The sequence below is a fragment of the Streptomyces varsoviensis genome (assembly GCF_000718635.1).
Classification (GTDB): Bacteria; Actinomycetota; Actinomycetes; order Streptomycetales; family Streptomycetaceae; genus Streptomyces; species Streptomyces varsoviensis.
On record NZ_JOBF01000003.1, the window covers coordinates 741,495 to 759,241 of the forward strand.

Here is a 17,747-nt window from a genome sequence, read left to right on the forward strand (position 1 = left end):
CCCCTTGACACCCGCCCCTAGGATCCAAGGGCGTCCCCGCGCCTGACCAGGCGTCATTCCCCGTACGGAAGTGGATCCGCCATGCCGACAGTCGCCGGAGTGGACTCCTCCACTCAGTCCTGCAAGGTCGTCGTCTGCGACGCCGACACCGGAGAGGTGCTGCATCAGGGCCGCGCCACCCATCCGGAGGGCACCGAGGTCGCCCCGGAAGCCTGGTGGCGGGCGCTGCTCGAAGCGGGCGACGGGCTGCTCGCGGGCGTGGACGCCATCGCGGTGGCCGGGCAGCAACACGGGCTGGTCGCCCTGGACGACCAGGGGGAGCCGGTGCGCGACGCGCTGCTGTGGAACGACACGCGTTCGGCGGGGGCCGCGGCCGACCTCGTCGCCGAACTCGGCGGCCCGGAGCGGTGGGCGGAGGCCGTCGGCACCGTGCCGCTCGCCGCCATCACGGTGGCCAAGCTGCGCTGGATGGCGGAGCACGAGAGCGTCCTCGCGGACCGCACCGCGAGCGTGCTGCTGCCGCACGACTGGCTGACCTGGCGGCTGCGCGGCGGCCCCGGCTCGGACGTCGAACCGGTCACCGACCGCGGCGACGCCTCCGGCACGGGCTACTGGTCCCCGGCCGCCGGCGACTACCGCCGCGACCTCCTCTCCCTGGCCTTCGGCGGCCGCTCCCCCGCGCTGCCGCGCGTGCTGGGCCCGTACGAGAGCGCGGGGCGCACCCCGTGGGGGGCGCTCGTCGCGGCCGGCACCGGGGACAACATGGGCGCGGCGCTCGGCCTCGGCATCGGGCCGGGCGACGTGGTCGTCTCGCTGGGCACCAGCGGCACGGTCTTCGCGGTGACCGAGCGGCCCATGGCCGACCCGTCCGGCGCGGTCGCCGGCTTCGCCGACGCCACCGGCCGCTTCCTGCCCCTGGTGTGCACGCTGAACGCGGCCCGGGTGCTCAGTTCGACCGCCCGCCTGATCGGCACCGGCCTCGGCGACATCGACCTGCTCGCCCGTACGGCCGAACCGGGCGCGGACGGTCTGGTCTTCCTCCCCTATCTGGGTGGTGAGCGCACGCCCAACCTCCCCGAGGCCACGGGAAGTCTGCTGGGCATGCGCACCGACAACATGCGTCCGCCGCAGCTCGCGCGGGCGGCCGTGGAGGGGATGCTGTGCAACATGGCCGAGGCGCTGGACGAACTGCGCTCCCGGGGCGTCGAGGCGCGGCGGGTGCTGCTCATCGGCGGGGCCGCGAAGGCCCCCGTGGTGGGCGAGATCGCCGCCGAGATCTTCGGGACGCCGGTCACGGTGCCGGAGCCCGAGGAGTACGTGGCGCTGGGCGCGGCCCGACAGGCCGCCTGGGCGCTGGCCGGAACCCCCGAACCGCCGTCCTGGCCGCTCTCCGGCGCCCGGCTGATCCCGGCCCCCGCCGACGGCGCGCCGGGCCGCCGGGTCCGGGCGGCGTACGCGCGTGCGCGCGCGTCGGCGCACGGCTGACGCCGCCCGCTATTTGCGGACCTCTTGCGAATAAACCTCTCGCGCACACATCTTTCGCGGACCACGTACGACGACGTACTACGACGTGCGACGACGTACTACGAGGGGGCCCGACCCGCGTCCACCGCACGGCGGCGTACCGGTCCGACCCCCTCGGCCCCCCTCAAGGCCGGCTTCCTTGTTTCCCCCGAATCCCTCCCCAGGAAGCCTGATGCCAACTACGACCCGCGGGCCTCCCGGAGGGTTGCATCGGATTCCGAGAGTTTTTCATCCGTTACTCAAGGTGCCGGGATATCGGCACAAAAGTAGCGTTGTGACCATGACGGAGGATGAACTGCACCACGAGGACGAACTGCACGACGATGTCATCGACGCGCTGGGCGATCAGCGGCTCAAGGCGGTCGCGGGCCTCCTCGGCACGGACACCGAGGAGGCCGCGTCCGTCGTACGGTCCGCGACGTCCGCGCTGAAGGTCCCGGCGGCGGAGGTGGCGGCGGCCGACGAGCAGCCGCTGGTCGGCCAGGTCACCTTCGGCGGCTTCGGCGAGGGCACCGGCGGCAGGACCGCCGCCGACGGTCTGGCCAGGGCCATCGGCCCCGTCGCCAAGGCCCTCGCCAACAAGACCGGCCGCCCCGAGACCGAGGTCACCGCCGCGCTGCGCGTGGTCGCCCCGGTGCTGGTGACCGTCCTCGGCAGGCGGTCCGCCCGGCGCTGACGGCGCGCCGCGCGGCGCGAAAGCCCCTCATCGCGGCCGGTCGCTCCTCGGAGCGCACCGGCGCGCCCTCGCTGCGAACCAGCGGGCCCTCGGTAGAGACCAGCGGGCCCTCGGTGCAGACTGGCGGCCCCACGGAGCGGACCAGCGGCCCGGCTATCCCTCATCGCCGTCCGGTAGCTCCTAGGGGCGGCCCTTCAGAGCACATGCGCCCGGTAGCGCTCCACGGTCTCGGCGAGGACCTCCTTGCCGTCGCGGGCCCAGAGCGACGGGTTGAAGATCTCGGCCTCGATGGGGCCGTCGTAGCCCGCCGCGTCCACCAGTTCGCGGAAGCGGCGCAGGTCCACGGAGCCGTCGCCGAGCTGGCCCCGCCCCAGCAGGACTCCTTCGGGCAGCGGCGTCACCCAGTCGGCGACCTGGAAGGACGCGATCCGCCCGGCGCGCCCGGCGCGGGCGATGCCATCGGCCGCCGTGTCGTCCCACCACAGGTGGTACGTGTCGACGACGAGGCCCACCTGCTCGACCGGGAACCGTTCCGCCAGGTCGAGCGCCTGGGCGAGGGTGGAGACGACGCAGCGGTCGGACGCGTACATCGGGTGCAGCGGCTCGATCGCGAGCCGCACCCCGCGCTCGGCGGCGTACGGGCCGAGCTCCGCCAGCGCGTCCGCGACCCGCTCCCGGGCGGCGGCCAGGTCGCGGTCGCCGGGCGGCAGGCCGCCGGAGACGAGGACCAGGACGCCGGTGGACAGGGTCGCGGCCTCGTCGACGGCGGCCCGGTTGTCGGCGAGCGCCTCGGCGCGCGCGGCGGGGTCGGCCGCGGTCAGGAAGCCGCCTCGGCACAGGGTGCTGACGGTGAGTCCCGCGTCCCGCACGAGGCGGGCGGCGGCGGCCGGTCCATACTCCTGGACCGGTCCGCGCCACAGCCCCACATGCTGGACGCCGGCCGCCGCGCAGCCCGCGACCAGCTCGGGCAGCGACCACTGCTTGATGGTCTCCTGGTTGATGCTGAAGCGGTCCGCGCCGCTCGTCCCGGCCGCCCCCGTCCGGGGGGCCTCGGCGTTCACACCGTTCCTCCGGGACTTCCGGGACTTCTGGGGCTTCCGGGACTTCCGTGGCCTGCGATCAGCGCTTTCATCCGGGCCTCGGCGCGTTCCGGGTCCGGGAATAGGCCGAGCGTGTCGGCGAGTTCGTAGGCGCGGGCGAGGTGCGGCAGCGAACGGGCGGTCTGCGCGCCGCCGACCATCGTGAAGTGCTCCTGGTGCCCGGCCAGCCAGGCGAGCAGGACGACGCCCGTCTTGTAGTGCCGGGTCGGCGCCTGGAAGAGATGGCGGGCCAGCTCGACGGTCGGGTCGAGGAGGGCGCGGAAGCGCTGGACGTCACCCGTGTCGAGGACGCGCAGCGCCTCGGCGGCGAGCGGGGCCAACGGGTCGAAGACGCCCAGCAGGGCGTGGCTGAACCCGCGGTCGTCGCCCGCGATCAGCTCCGGGTAGTTGAAGTCGTCGCCGGTGTAGCAGAGCACGCCGCGCGGCAGCCGGCGACGGAGCGCGATCTCGCGCTCGGCGTCGAGGAGGGAGATCTTGACGCCGTCGACCTTGTCGGGGTGGGCGGCGATGATGTCGAGGAAGGTCTCGGTGGCGGCGTCGAGGTCGGAGCTGCCCCAGTAGCCATCGAGGGCGGGGTCGAACATGGGGCCGAGCCAGTGCAGGATGACGGGCTCCGCGGCCTGGCGCAGCAGCCGGCCGTAGACCTCGTGGTAGTCGTCCGCGGAGGCGGCGGTGGCCGCGAGCTGACGGGAGGCCATGATCACGGCCTGGGCGCCGCTCTCCTCGACGACGGCGAACTGCTCCTCGTACGCGGCAGTGATCCCGTCCAGAGCGGCCTGGGCCGTATCGAGCTGGTCCGTCGCGACGCCGCAGGCGATCCGGCCGCCGACGGACTTCGCCTCGGCGGACGAACGGCGGATCAGCTCGGCCGCGGCCGGCCAGTCCAGGCCGCCGCCGCGCTGCGCGGTGTCCATCGCCTCGGCGACGCCGAGGCCGTGCCCCCACAGATGGCGGCGGAAGGCGAGGGTGGCGTCCCAATCGAGTCCGGTGGCCCCGGGGTCGCCGGAAGGGGCCGCGACCACATGGGCCGCGGCGAAGACCGTACGGGAGGCGGCCGGGGCGCCGGCTCGGGGCAGCGGGGCCGGTTCGGCGCGCGGCTCGTACGTGCGCGTGCCGCCGCCCTCTACGGGGAGTTCGATGGTCACAGGGACAGCTCCGGTACGTCCAGGCGGCGCCCTTCCGCGGAGGAGCGCAGGCCCAGCTCCGCGAGCTGCACGCCCCGCGCGCCCGCGAGGAGGTCCCAGCGCCAGGGCTCGTCCAGGACGACGTGGCGCAGGAACAGCTCCCACTGCGCCTTGAAGCCGTTGTCGAACTCCTCGTTGTCCGGGACCTCCTGCCACTGGGCGCGGAAGTCCTCGGTGGCCGGGATGTCGGGGTTCCATACGGGCCGCGGGGTGGCGGCGCGGTGCTGGACGCGGCAGCGGCGCAGCCCCGCGACGGCCGAGCCCTCGACGCCGTCGACCTGGAACTCGACCAGTTCGTCGCGGTCCACGCGGACCGCCCAGGAGGAGTTGATCTGGGCGACGGCGCCGCCTTCGAGCTCGAAGACGCCGTACGCGGCGTCGTCGGCGCTGGCCTCGTACGGCTTGCCGTGCTCGTCCCAGCGGCGCGGGATGTGCGTGGTGACGTGCGCCTGCACGGTCCGTACGGCGCCGAACAGCTCGTGCAGGACGTACTCCCAGTGCGGGAACATGTCGGCGGCGATGCCGCCGCCGTCCTCGGCGCGGTAGTTCCAGGAGGGCCGCTGGGCGGGCTGCCAGTCGCCTTCGAAGACCCAGTAGCCGAACTCGCCGCGTATGGAGAGCACGCGGCCGAAGAAGCCGCCGTCGATGAGCCGCTTGAGCTTCCGCAGGCCGGGGAGGAACAGCTTGTCCTGGACGACGCCGGACTTGACGCCCGCGTCGCGCGCGAGGCGGGCCAGCTCCAGGGCGTCCGTCACGCCGGTGGCGGTGGGCTTCTCGCAGTAGACGTGCTTCCCGGCGGCGACGGCCTTCCGTACGGCCTCCGCGCGGGCGGCGGTGACCTGGGCGTCGAAGTAGATGTCGACGGCGGGGTCGGCGAGGACGGCGTCGAGGTCGGTGCTCCACGCGTCGAGGCCGTGGCGGCGGGCGACGGCCGCGAGCCGGGCCTCGGAACGGCCGACGAGCACCGGCTCGGGCCAGATCGTGGAACCGTCGCCGAGGTCGATGCCGCCCTGCTCGCGGATGGCGAGGAGAGAGCGTACGAGATGCTGGTTGTACCCCATGCGGCCGGTGACGCCGTTCATGGCGATCCGCACCGTCTCGCGCGTCATGATGCTGTGCCCCTTTCCGGCACCGGCCACCCCGTACGGGGCCGGCGGCCCTCCCATGCCCGGAGAAACTAACCCCCGTCAACAGCCTCCACAACAACGTCGCCGGTTACACCAATCGCCCGCGAAATTCGCTCAATTGAGCGATGCCCGGCAGCGGCGCCCCCGGCGGGCCGCCTCCGCACCGCGCGAGTCGGCATCCGCGCACCACCCACCGCGCCGCGCGCCCGACATGGTTGACCAGCGGGACGCCGCTGCCTAGCGTCCGACATCGGGACACGCCGATCGCCATCCAGGAGCCTGTATGAAGTTCGCCTTCTCCACCCTCGGCGTGCCCGGCGCGCCCGTACGCGACGTGGTCCGGCTCGCCGTCGAGCACGCCTACGACGGCGTCGAGCTGCGCGCCCATCCCGAGGAGCCCGTGCACCCCGGCATCGGGCCCGGGGAGCGGGCGGCGGTGGCCGAGGAGTTCGCGGCGGCGGGCGTGGAGATCCTGACCGTCGCCGGTTACGCGCGGGTCGCGGCCCCCGGCGACGACGGACCGGTCCTCGCGGAGCTGGCCCAACTGATCCGGCTGGCCGGGGACTTGGGCGCGCCCTACGTGCGGGTCTTCCCGGGCGGCGGGGACGAGCAGTCCCCCGAGGAGGCGGACGCGACGGCCGCCCGCCGGCTGGGCGCCGCCGCCCCGGAGGCCGCCGACCGCGGCGTGCACGTCCTCCTGGAGACGCACGACTCGCACCCCCGCGGCGCGGACGCGGCCCGGGTGCTCGGCCCGGTGGGCCACAAGAACATCGGCGCGCTCTGGGACGTCATGCACCCCTGGCTGGCCGGGGAGAGCCCGTCGGAGACCTTCCCCGCGCTCTCCCCGCACCTCGGCTACATCCAGGTCAAGGACATCGCGTCGGCCGAGGACACCACGCCGCTGGCCCTCGGTACGGGCGCGCTGCCGCTCCCCCAGGTCGCCGGGGTGCTCCGGTCCGAGGGCTGGGACGGGTGGCTGTGCTGGGAGTACGAGAAGCGGTGGTACCCGGGAGCGGAGCCGCTGGAAGGGCTGCTCGCGCCGGGCCGGGAGTACCTCCGGCGGCTGACCGAGCCGCCCACCGACGGCCCTCTGTAACGCCCCCTCCCCCGCTGACCAGCCGTTTAATCAGTCGGTTGAACCGTATGATTAAGGCTCGGTGAGAGGCGGGGGCGCATGACGACGGAGACGAAGGACCGATTGGTCGAGGCGGCGACGGCCGTGCTCAGAACGCACGGTTACGCCGGCGCCAGCGCCCGTACGATCGCCAAGGCGGCCGGCGTGAACTCGGCGCTGGTCTTCTACCACTTCGGCGGCGTCGACCAACTCCTGCTGGCCGCGCTGGACCGGTCGTCCGCCGAACGGATGGCCCTGCACTCCGCCACCGTCGCCCCGATCCGCACCATCGAGGAGCTGGCCGACGCCGCGACCCGCATCTACCGCGACGACGTCGACGGCGGGCACGTCACCGTCTTCTGCGAGCTGGTCGCCGCCGCCGTGGCCAGACCGGAGCTGCGCGGTCCGGTCAGCGACCGGGCGCAGCCGTGGCTCGCGTTCGTCGAGGAGACCCTGGAGCGCGTCATCGGCGGGACGCCGCTGGCCCGGCTGACGTCGCCGCGGGAGCTGGCGAACGCCGCGATCGCGTTCTATCTCGGGGTGAACCTCTTCAGCGTGCTGGACGCCGACCGCTCGCGCACCGAGTCGGTCTTCCGGATGGTGCGGCGGCTGGCCCCGCGCGCCAAATTGCTGACGCTGCGACTGCCCAAACGGCGTAACGGAGTACGGCGAGCCGCTGACTGATGCCGTCCCGGCGCGCACGATGGGCCCATGCGTCACGGTGGTTACCGATCCAGCCGTCGATTCGGGGCTCGCGCGCCCGACGCGGAACCGCGCCGCGGTGCCGTTCGTCCAAGGGGCGTGCTGTTGGTGAGTCTCCGCAGAGCGGTGTCGGCCTCGCTGCTGGCTGCGTTGCTGACCTCCCTCTCCGCCGCCTGCGGCCAGCAGCACACCGCCGCCGGCGCGCCCCCCTCCACTAGCGCCGGTGGCGGTTCGGCCTCCGCCTCCTCAGGGGTCTCCGGCTCCTCAGGGGTCTCCGGCTCCTCCGGGGCCTCGGCCTCTTCAGGGTCCTCCGCGTCCTCGGGGACTTCGGGGGCCTCCAGGGCCACGCCGCCCGCTACGGCCGACCCCGACCCGCCCGGGACGGGCCCGCCCGGCTCCGCCTCGCCCGGGTCGCCCACCCGCCCCGGCGCGTCGCCCGCCCCCGGCGACGGCCGGCCGCCCGCGGGCCGTATCGACACGGGCCTCGCCTACTTCGCGAGCGCTCCCGGCGCGGGCCCCGACCTGCACTCCGTCATCCGCGACCGGGCCGGCCTCGACGCGTTCGCCGCGCGGTTCGGCCGGCGCGGCCAGAACATCCGCGCCGCCGCGGCGGACACGGACTTCTCCCGGACGGTCCTCGTGGGCTGGTCGCGGACGACGGGCTGCGACCACTGGCCGTCGGCGTCGCTGGTCCGGTACGGGCAGACGTTGACGATGCGGGTGCCTGCGCACGCGAAGCCGCCGCCCGAGTGCCTGGCGGCGTTCCAGGTGGTGGCGGTCTTCGAAGTACCCAAGGATCGGATCACGGGGCAACCACGGTTTGCCGCGAAGTGACCGGAACGGACCGCAGTCGATCGCTTTGGCGGCTCCCCAACCACACTCGTACCCACGCCCGCTGGCGTCCGAACTCTTGACCGAACATGGCTCTCCAGCTCACCGTGTCCTCCTGGGGCCCACCCCTCCCGTACGCACCGACGGAAGACCCGCGGCCTTACCACGACCAGCCCTTCTCCGACGACCCGAGGAACCCCAGGGCGCCGCCCGCGGCCCACCCGTGGCGGCGCGCGCACCACTCGGCCTCCGGAAGGAGCACACGTGTCTCACCACACCTCCCGCCGCTCGCTGCTCACCGCCTCGGCGACCACCGCCCTCGCCGCCCTGGCCCTCGGCGCCCGGGGCACCGGAGCGGCCGAGGCCGCCGCAGCCAGGACCGCCAAGACCACCGGGCACACCGGGGCCGCCGGGACCGCCGAAGCCTTCGGAGCCGGTACCGCGCAGGACGCCAGACGCGCCCGCGCGGACGCGCTCATCTCCCGGATGACGCTGCCGGAGAAGGTCGGCCAGCTCTTCGTCATGCGGATCTACGGCACGTCGGCCACCGACCCCGCCCCCGCCGACGCCGAGGCCAACCGCCAGGAGATCGGCGTGGCCAACGCCGCCGAACTCATCGCCAAGTACCACGTCGGCGGCATCATCTACTTCGGCTGGGCCCACAACACGCGCGACCCGCGCCAGATCGCCGCCCTCTCCAACGGCATCCAGCGCGCCGCCCTGGCCCAGCGCACGCCCATCCCGCTGCTCATCGCCACCGACCAGGAGCACGGCGCCGTCGCCCGGGTCGGCCCTCCGGCCACGATGCTGCCCGGCGCCATGGCGCTCGGCGCGGGCGGCTCGCGCACGGACGCCCGTACCGCCGCCCGTATCTGCGGGGCCGAGCTGGCCGCCATGGGCATCCGCCAGGACTACGCCCCGGACGCCGACGTCAACGTCGACCCGGCCAACCCCGTTATCGGCGTACGGTCCTTCGGCGGCTCCCCGCAAGCCGTCGCGGGCCTGGTCGCGGCGCAGGTGCGGGGCTTCCGGGCGGCCGGGGTGGCCACCGCCGTCAAACACTTCCCGGGCCACGGGGACACCGGCACCGACAGCCATGTGGACCTGCCCGTGATCACCCACACCCGGGCCGAGTGGGAGCGGCTGGACGCGCCGCCGTTCAAGGCCGCGATCGCGGCCGGCGTCGACTCCGTCATGACCGCGCACATCGTCTTCCCCGCCTTCGACCCCAGCGGCGACCCCGCCACCCTCTCCCACCCCATCCTCACCGGGCTGCTGCGCGAACGCCTCGGCTTCGAGGGCGTGGTGATCACCGACTCGCTCGCCATGGAGGGGGTGCGGAAGAAGTACGGCGACGCGCGGGTGGCGGTCCTCGCGATCAAGGCGGGAGTGGACCAGCTCCTCAACCCGCCGGACCTCCCGGCCGCCTGGAACGCGGTGCTCGCCGCCGTACGCGGCGGCGAGATCAGCGAGGCGCGGCTGGACGCGTCGCTGCGCCGCATCCTCGAACTCAAGCTGCGCCGGGGTCTGTTCAAGGACCCCTACGCGGGCCGGCGCGCCGTGGACCGCGCCGTCGGCACCCGCTCGCACCTGACCGAGGCCGACCGGATCGCGGACCGCACCGTCACGCTGCTCGTCAACAAGGACAAGCTGCTGCCACTCTCCCGGAGACGACGCAATTCCCTGCTCGTCGTCGGCGTCGACCCGGCCGCACCCTCCGGCACCGGCGGCCCGACCACCGCCGTCCTCGCCGCGGCCCTGAACGAGCTGGGATTCACGGCCACCGCCCTGCCCACGGGCACCGGAGCCAAACCCGATCCGGGCCAGGACCGGATCGACGCGGCGGTCGCGGCGGCCCGCGACAAGGACGCGGTGATCGTGGCCACGTACAACGTCACCGCCGCCTCCTCCCAGCGCGCCCTGGTCTCCGCGCTCGCCGCCACGGGCCGGCCGGTCGTCCAGGTGGCCATCCGCAACCCCTACGACATCGCGCGGCTCAGCGGCGTCGCCGCGGCCCTGGCCACCTATGGCTGGACCGATGTGGAGGTACGGGCCGCCGCCCGGGTCATCGCCGGGAAGACCCGCCCGTACGGCAGGCTCCCGGTCTCCGTGCCCCGCGCGGACGATCCGGACCGCGTCCTCTACCCGATCGGACACGGCCTGCGGTACTGAGGCGGCCGTACGGCCCGTACGCCCCGCCCCCTCCCGCGCCCCGCCCCGGGGCGCAAAGCTCCCGGCACGCCTGGCGTGCGCCCGCCCGGCGGGCCACGCTGGCCGCGTACATGTCGGGGGATGGGGGGACATCATGGGCCACCGCGCGCCGCCCTTCGCGGTACTGGCACTGCTGCTGACCGCCGGGCTCCTGACGGCGTGCCAGCAAGGGCCCGGCGGTTCCGCCCCGGGGGACGGCACGGGCGCCCCCTCCGCCCGGCAGCCGACGGGCTACGGCTCGCTCTTCCTGGCGCGCGGCGAGTGCAGCACCCGCGGGCGAACGTCCTTCACCGAGGTCGCCTGCCCCAGCGAACGGGCGGCGGCGCGGGTGCTCGCCCGCCACAACGGCCCGCGCGAGAGCGGCCCGCGCTGCCCGGACGCCACGGACTTCGTCCTCCGCGTCGACGCGCTCAACAGGGGCACGTCGGAGGAGCAGAGCGCCCCGGAGGGCTACGCCTGCATGCGCAACCTCCAGCCGCCGCACCCGGGCGACCCCGGCATGGGCGGCGGGCCGCTGACCGTCGCCGGGGACTGCGTCGCCACCGAGCGGCGCGGCCTGGTGAAGGAGACCGCCTGCGACGGGTCGGGAGCGCGCGCCCCCGAGTACCGCGTCACGCGCACGGTCCGCGACCGCGCCGCGTGCCCGCCGTCCACCGCGCTGTACGTACGCGTGGGCGGCCGGGAGCCGGTCGGCTGCGCCCGCCGCCTGTAGGGGCGGCAGGCGGCCGTAGCGAGGCTGCTGCCTGTAGGGGCGGCGGGCGGCCGGGCGAGGCCGCGGCCTCGCGGGAGCACCGCGTCACGGGCGCAGGGAGTGCTCCCGGTCGAGCGTCTGCTGCCGGTCCAGCTTCGCGTCGTACGGCGCGAGCGGCTTCGCCAGCTTCGCGTCCTTCTTGACGGCGGCCGGGGCGACGCCCGCCCAGTCGAGGACCTCGGCCGTGGCCTTGGCCCGCTGGTCGGCGACGAGCTGGGCGATGTTCGAGCCGTGGTTGCCGCCGGGGGCGAAGAACCGGTAGTCGTGGCGTTCGGCCGCGTCCCTGCCGAGCCGGAACGGTTCCGCGCCCCACGGGTCGTTCTGCCCGTACACGAACAGCATCCGCTCGCTGTCGTTGCGCACCCAGCGGTCGATGTCGCGCATCGCGCCGGGCTGGAACTTCATGGGGATGTCCCGCGGCACGTATGAGCGCGGCTGGTAGATGCCCGGGTACCGCAGCAGCCCCTTGAGGTGCGGGGACTTGAAGCTGGGCGAGCCGAGCTGGGTGCCCGCCTGGTAGTAGTACGGCGTGTACTTCTCCAGGCCCTGGTCGGTGTAGGCGTCGAAGCCCGAGATCGTGTCGACGTACTTGTACAGCTCGTCGGTGGAGGCGTTGGTCGCGGGGATGCTCGCGCACTCGCTCTGCAGGTGGTACTGCCAGAATCCCCAGATCAGGTCGAGCACCACGTTCTCGTACGCCTTGTCGGCGCTGCCCACGACCTTGAACGTCCGGCCGTTGGCGTCGGCCCACTTCTGGTAGCGGGCCACGATCTCGTCGCGGCGCACCAGCGCCTCGCGCTGCACGGAGTTGAGCTGCGCGCGGCACGCCTTGTCGCCGACGGTGGCGAGGAACCGGTCGTACGCCGAGTCCTCCTTGTTGTTCACGTCGTTGGGCGCGACGTACGCGACGGTGCCGTCCATGTCGTCGGGGTGGAAGCGACGGAAGTACGTCGCCGTCATGCCGCCCTTGCTGCCGCCCGTGGCCAGCCAGTTCTTGGTGTAGATCGGCTTGAGGGCCTTGTAGAGGCGGTGCTGGTCGTCGGCGGCCTGCCGGATGTCGAGCTTCGACCAGTCGGCGGGCTGCGGCCGGGACGGCGTGAAGTAACGGTACTCCAGGGAGACTTGGTTGCCGTCGACGATGCGCGTCGGCTCGCTGCGGCCGGGCGTCGTGGAGACGTTGTAGCCGGAGGTGAAGAACACCGTCGGCCGGTCCGTGGACTTGTTCAGCAGGGTGAAGCGCTGCTTGAACGTCCCCTTGGACGGGTGGCGGTGGTCGATCGGCTGGTCATAGGTGAACACGAGGAAGCGGTAGCCCGCGTAGGGCTTCTCCTCCACGAAGTTCATGCCGGGTATCTTCAGAACGCGTTCCTTGATGTCCGGCTCCGCGGCGGTAGCCGCCCCCGCCGGTGCCGCACCGGCCCCCACAGTGCCTATGAGCACCGCGAACGCCGGCAGCCATCTGAGTGCCTTGCGCATTCACCCTCCCTGGGGTCCCTGACTGCACAGAGATCGCCGCGAACCTACCGGCCCACCACCCGCCCCGACTAGCCCTGATCGGGGCGGGTTCGCGGGCGGCGGGGCGGCGGCCCAGGGAGCGGCGGAGGCGCGGCGCACACCATTAGTGGCTCACCGGGTTTCAAACCCGCCGGGCCTCCCGGATTTCACACCGGCAGCGCCTCGCCCGTGAAGGTGCGCCATAGGTGGGCGTAGCGGCCGTCGAGGGCGAGGAGTTCGTCGTGGGTGCCGTCTTCGACGACGCGGCCGTGGTCCATGACCACCACCCGGTCGGCGCGGGCCGCCGTGGTGAGCCGGTGGGCGACGACCAGGGTGGTGCGTTTGCCGGCGAGGCGGTCGGTGGCCTGGTTGACCAGTGCCTCGCTATGCAGGTCGAGGGCGGCGGTGGCCTCGTCGAGCAGCAGGATGTCCGGGTCGACGAGTTCGGCGCGGGCCAGGGCGATCAACTGCCGCTGGCCGGCGGAGAGGTTGCGGCCGCGTTCGGTGACCGTGTGCAGATAGCCGCCGTCCAGCTTGGCGATCATGTCGTGCGCGCCGACCGCCCGGGCCGCCGCCTCGACCTCGGCGTCGCTCGCGTCGGGCCGTCCGTACGCGATGGCGTCGCGGACCGTGCCGGGGAAGAGGTACGGCTCCTGGGGGACCACGCCGAGCCGGTGCCGGTAGCCGGTGAGGTCCAGTTCCCGCAGGTCGTCGCCGTCGGCGCGGACGGTGCCCGAGGTCGGGTCGTAGAACCGGGCGACGAGCTTGACGAGCGTCGACTTGCCCGCGCCGGTCTCGCCGACGAACGCGACCGTCTGCCCCGCGGGGATCGTCAGATCGATGCCGGACAGCGCCTCCTCGGCCTCCTCGCCCGCTCCGTACTGGAAGCGCACGCCCTCGAAGGCGATCTCGCCGCGCAGCCCGCGGACCTCGCGCGGCTCCCGCGCGCGCGGCGTCGTCGTCGGCTCGCGCAGGAGCTCCTGGATGCGGCCGAGCGAGACGCTCGCCTGCTGGTATCCGTCGAAGACCTGCGAGAGCTGCTGCACGGGGGCGAAGAACAGATCGATGTAGAGGAGGTAGGCGACGAGCGCGCCCGCCGTCAGGGTGCCGGCCCCGACCCGCCCCGAGCCGACGATCAGCACGAGGGCGGCGGCCACGGACGACAGGAGCTGCACGAAGGGGAAGTAGACCGAGATCAGGAACTGCCCCCGCACGCGGGCCTGCCGATACCCGTCGCTGCGCTCCGCGAAACGCCGCGCACCCGAGTTCTCCCGCCGGAACGCCTGCATGATGCGCAGCCCCGCCACGCTCTCCTGGAGGTCGCCGTTGACGGCGCTGACACGCTCGCGCGCCAGCTCGTACGCCTTGACGCTCTGCCGGCGGAAGAAGACCGTGCCGATGATCAGCGGCGGGAGCGTCACGAAGACGACGAGCGCGAGCTGGACGTCGATGACAAGCAGGGCGACGAGTATGCCGAAGAAGGTCAGCAGGGAGACGACAGCGGTGACCAGGCCGGTCTGAAGAAACGACGACAGGGCGTCCACGTCCGTCGTCATCCGCGTCATGATCTTGCCGGTCAGCTCGCGCTCGTAATAGTCCAGCCCGAGCCGCTGGAGCTGCGCGAAGATCTTCACGCGCAGCGCGTACAGCACCCGTTCGCCCGTGCGGCCCGTCATCCGGGTCTCGCCGAACTGCGCCGCCCACTGCCCCAGCACCACCAGCAGGGCGAGCCCCGCCGCCGTCCACACCGCGCCGAGCGCCATGCGCTGTACGCCCTGGTCGATGCCGTGCCGGATCAGTACGGGCAACAGCAGCCCGGCCACCGCGTCGACGGCGACGAGCCCGAGGCTGACGGCGAGCGGCTTGCCGAAGCCGCGCAGCAGGCGGCGCAGCCCGTAGGACTCCTCGGGGCGCGCGGCCCGCTCCTCGTCCACGTCCGGCACGTCGTCGGCGGGCGGCAGCGCGGCCACCTTCGCGAGGAGCTCCGGCGTGGCGGGCATGCCCGCGAGGGCGTTGTCGGCGGGCCCGGGAGCGGCAGCGGAGGAGGACGGCTCGGGGCGGGCCCACAGGGCGGGGGTGACCGTGCCGGGGGTGACCGTTCCGGCAGCATCCGCGCCGGGAGCGTCCGCGTCCGCCGTGGACGGCTCCGGGGTCGCTGCCGCCGCGGGCGCCTCCATGAGGCCCGTGGCCGACGCCTCGCCGCCGAACCCGCCGGCGACGGCGCTCGTACGGGCTCCGTCGGCCGCGCTCGTAGCGGCCCGGTCGTCGTCGGGAGCGCCCGTACGGACCGGTCCGACGGTGCTCGTACGGGCCGCGTCGACACCGCCTGTATGGACCGGACCGACGGCGCCCGTACGGACCGGGTCGGCACCGCTCGTACGGGCCGGGTCGACAGCGCTCGTACGGGCCGGACCGACGGCGCTCGTACGGGCCGGGACCCCCGCGCCCTGCTCCGCCGCCCCCAGCTCCTCCGGGTCCGTGAGCAGCCTGCGGTACAGCTCGCAGCGCTCCTCCAGCTCCTCCTGCGTGCCGATGTCCACGAGGACGCCCGCGTCCAGGACCGCGACGCGGTCGGCGAGGGCGAGGGTGGAGGCGCGGTGGGCGATGAGGAGCGTGGTGCGGCCCGCCATGATGGAGCGCAGCGCCTCGTGGATCTCGTGCTCGACCCGCGCGTCGACCGCCGATGTGGCGTCGTCGAGGAGCAGCAGCCGGGGGTCGGTGAGGATCGCGCGGGCCAGGGCGACGCGCTGGCGCTGGCCGCCGGAGAGGGTCAGGCCCTGTTCGCCGACCTTGGTGTCGTACCCCTGTGGTAGGGCGCTGATGAACCCGTCGGCCTGCGCGGCGCGCGCGGCGGCGCGCACCTGCTCGTCGGTGGCGTCCGGGAGCCCGTACGCGATGTTGTCGCGGATGCTGTCGGAGAACAGGAAGCTGTCCTCGGGCACCAGCCCGATCGCGCCGCGCAGCGAGTCGGCCGTCAGATCGCGGACGTCGTGGCCGCCGACGCGCACGGCGCCGCCGGTGACGTCGTAGAAGCGCGGCAGGAGCAGGGAGACGGTGGACTTGCCGCTGCCGGAGGCGCCGACGAGCGCGACGGTCTCGCCCTCCTCGATGCGCAGCGAGAACCCGTCGAGCACGGGACGCTCGGCGGGCACGGCCGCGGCCCTGTCCCCGGCCCCCGCCTCCGCCTCGTCGGCGGCTTCCCCGGACGCCTTCGCGTAGCCGAAGGACACGTCGTCGAACTCGACGGTGGCGGGCGCGTCCTTCGGCAGCGCGACGGCGTCCGGGCGCTCCTTGATGACCGGTTCGGTGTCGATGAGCTCGAAGACGCGCTCCACGCCGGCCCGCGCCTGCTGCCCGACGGTCAGCATCATGGTGAGCATCCGTACGGGCCCCACGAGCTGTGCGAGGTAGGTGGAGAAGGCGACGAACGTGCCGAGCGTGACCTGTCCGCGGGTCGCCATCCAGCCGCCGAGCGCGAGCATGGCGACCTGGCCGAGCGCCGGTACGGCCTGGAGGGCGGGGGTGTAGCGGGAGTTCAGCCGTACGGTCCGCAGCCGGCCCGCGAAGAGCCGGCGGCTGACCTCGCGGAGCTTCCCGGTCTCCTGCTCCTCCTGGCCGAAGCCCTTGACGACGCGGACGCCGGTGACGGCCCCGTCCACGACGCCCGCGACCGCGGCGGCCTGCCCCTGCGCGTACCAGGTGGCGGGGAAGAGCCGGGTGCGGCTGCGGTTGGCGAGGAACCACAGGGCGGGGGCGACGGCGAGGGCGACGACGGTCAGCAGCGGGGAGAGCGTCGCCATCACGACGAGCGAGATGATGAAGAGCAGGATGTTGCCGATCATCATCGGCAGCATGAAGAGCAGGCCCTGGATCAGTTGGAGGTCGCTGGTCGCGCGGCCGACGACCTGGCCCGTGGACAGCTCGTCCTGGCGTCTGCCGTCGAGCCGGGATATCGACTCGTACATCTCGGTGCGCAGGTCGTGCTGGACGTCGAGCGCGAGCCGGCCGCCGTAGAAGCGGCGGATGTAGGTGAGGGCGTAGACGGCGACCGCGGCGACGATCAGCAGCGTCGCCCAGGGGGCGAGCGGCCGGCTGTGCGAACCGATCACGTCATCGATGATCAGTTTCGGAACGAGCGGTACGAGCGCCGTGACGGCCATCCCGGCGAGCGAGGAGCCGAGCGCCAGCAGTACGTTGCGCCGATACCGCCAGCAGTAGCGTGTGAGCCGCCGCGCCCAGCCCTGCTCCGTCTTCTGTGCCGTCACCCGAGTCCTCCCACCGGCGTCCACTACCGGAAGGCTGCAACACTCTGGCGTGCGGATTTCATCCTGCGGCAACAATCCGCGGTGATCGGTTGCGCCCGGAGACGGTCAGGGATGATCTTTGGTGAGCTTTATGCGCCGCTTCGGCGACCCGTGGCGATCGCTTCGGCGAGCTTTACAGACCGCCTCGTCGGGCCCTACGGACCGCTTCCGCCAGTTTCGGCGGCAGCCTCGGCGACCTGTGGCGACAAGTCGACACTACGATCGGCCGCCCGAGCCGTACGTACGGACGGCCCCCGCGCGAAAAGTCGCGGTCAGCCGTCAGCCGTCGGCCGTCGACCGTCGGCAACAGCGAGCGGCGAGCGCAGCGCTCAGGCCGCGACCGGCTCGCCCACCGCGCCCGCCACGGCGGCGAGGTCCGGCAGCTCCGGCGGCTCCGCCGCCATGGCGGCCGCGCACCGCTCCGCGCACTGGAGCGCGAGCTCGTCCAGGCGCAGCCCGAGCGCGCTGGCCAGCGCCGTAATGGTGAAGAAGGCGGGGGTCGGCGCGCGGCCGGTCTCGATCTTGCGGAGGGTCTCGGCGGAGATTCCGGCGAGGGCGGCGATCTCGGCCATGCTGCGCTCGCCGCGGGCCTGCCGCAGCAGAACGCCGAGGTGTCGGCCGCGTTCACGCTCAAGCTCGGTGAGAGGGGTGCGTACCATGCCTGCGATACTAATACCGGTATAAGAATTGGGCATGGCCGACGGAGGAGCCCCCCGGTGTGCACGGCGC

Annotated in this window: 13 protein-coding genes; 7 read left to right on the forward strand and 6 right to left on the reverse strand. The window is 73.5% G+C overall.

The annotated features are described in order from the left end of the window. Positions 1–81 precede the first annotated feature (81 nt). Positions 82–1,485: a xylulokinase gene (gene xylB / locus IF55_RS07675; RefSeq protein ID WP_030875514.1), complete on the forward strand. Its 1,404-nt coding sequence runs from the start codon at positions 82–84 to the stop codon at positions 1,483–1,485. Between the two features lie 319 nt (positions 1,486–1,804). Continuing rightward, positions 1,805–2,200 carry a DUF937 domain-containing protein gene (locus IF55_RS07680; RefSeq protein ID WP_030875511.1) on the forward strand — a complete coding sequence of 132 codons (396 nt, stop codon included), beginning with the start codon at positions 1,805–1,807 and terminating at the stop codon, positions 2,198–2,200. Between the two features lie 194 nt (positions 2,201–2,394). Here IF55_RS07680 and IF55_RS07685 read toward each other — a convergent pair whose 3' ends face one another. From IF55_RS07685 to IF55_RS07695, 3 genes are read right to left on the reverse strand one after another with little or no spacing between them, the layout of a single operon-like run. Next, positions 2,395–3,261, reverse strand: coding sequence for a sugar phosphate isomerase/epimerase family protein (locus tag IF55_RS07685; RefSeq protein ID WP_030875509.1), 867 nt, complete (start codon positions 3,259–3,261; stop codon positions 2,395–2,397). Continuing rightward, positions 3,258–4,445 (reverse strand): dihydrodipicolinate synthase family protein, encoded by a 1,188-nt coding sequence (locus IF55_RS07690; protein ID WP_048831652.1) that lies wholly within the window; start codon positions 4,443–4,445, stop codon positions 3,258–3,260. Before IF55_RS07690 ends, IF55_RS07685 begins: the two co-directional genes overlap by 4 nt. Further along, positions 4,442–5,593 (reverse strand): Gfo/Idh/MocA family protein, encoded by a 1,152-nt coding sequence (locus tag IF55_RS07695; RefSeq protein WP_030875503.1) that lies wholly within the window; start codon positions 5,591–5,593, stop codon positions 4,442–4,444. Before IF55_RS07695 ends, IF55_RS07690 begins: the two co-directional genes overlap by 4 nt. A 301-nt stretch (positions 5,594–5,894) precedes the next feature. Between IF55_RS07695 and IF55_RS07700 the strand changes: the two genes are divergently transcribed. The 5 genes from IF55_RS07700 (at position 5,895) to IF55_RS07720 (ending at position 11,181) form a co-directional block, all read left to right on the forward strand. Next, positions 5,895–6,707 (forward strand): sugar phosphate isomerase/epimerase family protein, encoded by an 813-nt coding sequence (locus IF55_RS07700; RefSeq protein ID WP_030875501.1) that lies wholly within the window; start codon positions 5,895–5,897, stop codon positions 6,705–6,707. Positions 6,708–6,785: 78 nt separating this feature from the next. Next, complete coding sequence (locus IF55_RS07705; RefSeq protein WP_030875500.1) at positions 6,786–7,409, forward strand: TetR/AcrR family transcriptional regulator; 624 nt, start codon at positions 6,786–6,788, stop codon at positions 7,407–7,409. A gap of 126 nt (positions 7,410–7,535) precedes the next feature. Next, a complete protein-coding gene (locus tag IF55_RS39250) occupies positions 7,536–8,261 on the forward strand; it encodes a hypothetical protein (RefSeq protein ID WP_157854253.1) in 726 nt (241 codons plus the stop codon). A 261-nt stretch (positions 8,262–8,522) separates the two neighbouring features. Next, positions 8,523–10,430, forward strand: coding sequence for a glycoside hydrolase family 3 protein (locus IF55_RS07715; protein ID WP_030875494.1), 1,908 nt, complete (start codon positions 8,523–8,525; stop codon positions 10,428–10,430). Positions 10,431–10,563: 133 nt separating this feature from the next. Next, the gene (locus IF55_RS07720) at positions 10,564–11,181 is read left to right on the forward strand and encodes a hypothetical protein (RefSeq protein ID WP_030875492.1); all 618 of its coding nucleotides are present in this window, start codon (positions 10,564–10,566) and stop codon (positions 11,179–11,181) included. 84 nt (positions 11,182–11,265) lie between these two features. Here IF55_RS07720 and IF55_RS07725 read toward each other — a convergent pair whose 3' ends face one another. From IF55_RS07725 to IF55_RS07735, 3 genes are all read right to left on the reverse strand, one after another. Continuing rightward, positions 11,266–12,696 carry a S28 family serine protease gene (locus IF55_RS07725; RefSeq protein WP_030875488.1) on the reverse strand — a complete coding sequence of 477 codons (1,431 nt, stop codon included), beginning with the start codon at positions 12,694–12,696 and terminating at the stop codon, positions 11,266–11,268. Between the two features lie 185 nt (positions 12,697–12,881). Beyond that, positions 12,882–16,979: an ABC transporter ATP-binding protein gene (locus IF55_RS07730; RefSeq protein WP_030875486.1), complete on the reverse strand. Its 4,098-nt coding sequence runs from the start codon at positions 16,977–16,979 to the stop codon at positions 12,882–12,884. Positions 16,980–17,347: 368 nt separating this feature from the next. Beyond that, the gene (locus IF55_RS07735) at positions 17,348–17,677 is read right to left on the reverse strand and encodes a helix-turn-helix domain-containing protein (RefSeq protein WP_048831656.1); all 330 of its coding nucleotides are present in this window, start codon (positions 17,675–17,677) and stop codon (positions 17,348–17,350) included. Positions 17,678–17,747: the final 70 nt, after the last annotated feature.

What these genes read in the sequence shown, in the direction of transcription:
- IF55_RS07735 (WP_048831656.1), bottom strand. Translation starts at nt 17,677, where the DNA reads ATGGTACGCACCCCTCTCACCGAGCTTGAGCGTGAACGCGGCCGACAC.
- IF55_RS07720 (WP_030875492.1), top strand. Translation starts at nt 10,564, where the DNA reads ATGGGCCACCGCGCGCCGCCCTTCGCGGTACTGGCACTGCTGCTGACC.
- xylB (WP_030875514.1), top strand. Translation starts at nt 82, where the DNA reads ATGCCGACAGTCGCCGGAGTGGACTCCTCCACTCAGTCCTGCAAGGTC.
- IF55_RS07700 (WP_030875501.1), top strand. Translation starts at nt 5,895, where the DNA reads ATGAAGTTCGCCTTCTCCACCCTCGGCGTGCCCGGCGCGCCCGTACGC.
- IF55_RS07680 (WP_030875511.1), top strand. Translation starts at nt 1,805, where the DNA reads ATGACGGAGGATGAACTGCACCACGAGGACGAACTGCACGACGATGTC.
- IF55_RS07695 (WP_030875503.1), bottom strand. Translation starts at nt 5,593, where the DNA reads ATGACGCGCGAGACGGTGCGGATCGCCATGAACGGCGTCACCGGCCGC.
- IF55_RS07725 (WP_030875488.1), bottom strand. Translation starts at nt 12,696, where the DNA reads ATGCGCAAGGCACTCAGATGGCTGCCGGCGTTCGCGGTGCTCATAGGC.
- IF55_RS07705 (WP_030875500.1), top strand. Translation starts at nt 6,786, where the DNA reads ATGACGACGGAGACGAAGGACCGATTGGTCGAGGCGGCGACGGCCGTG.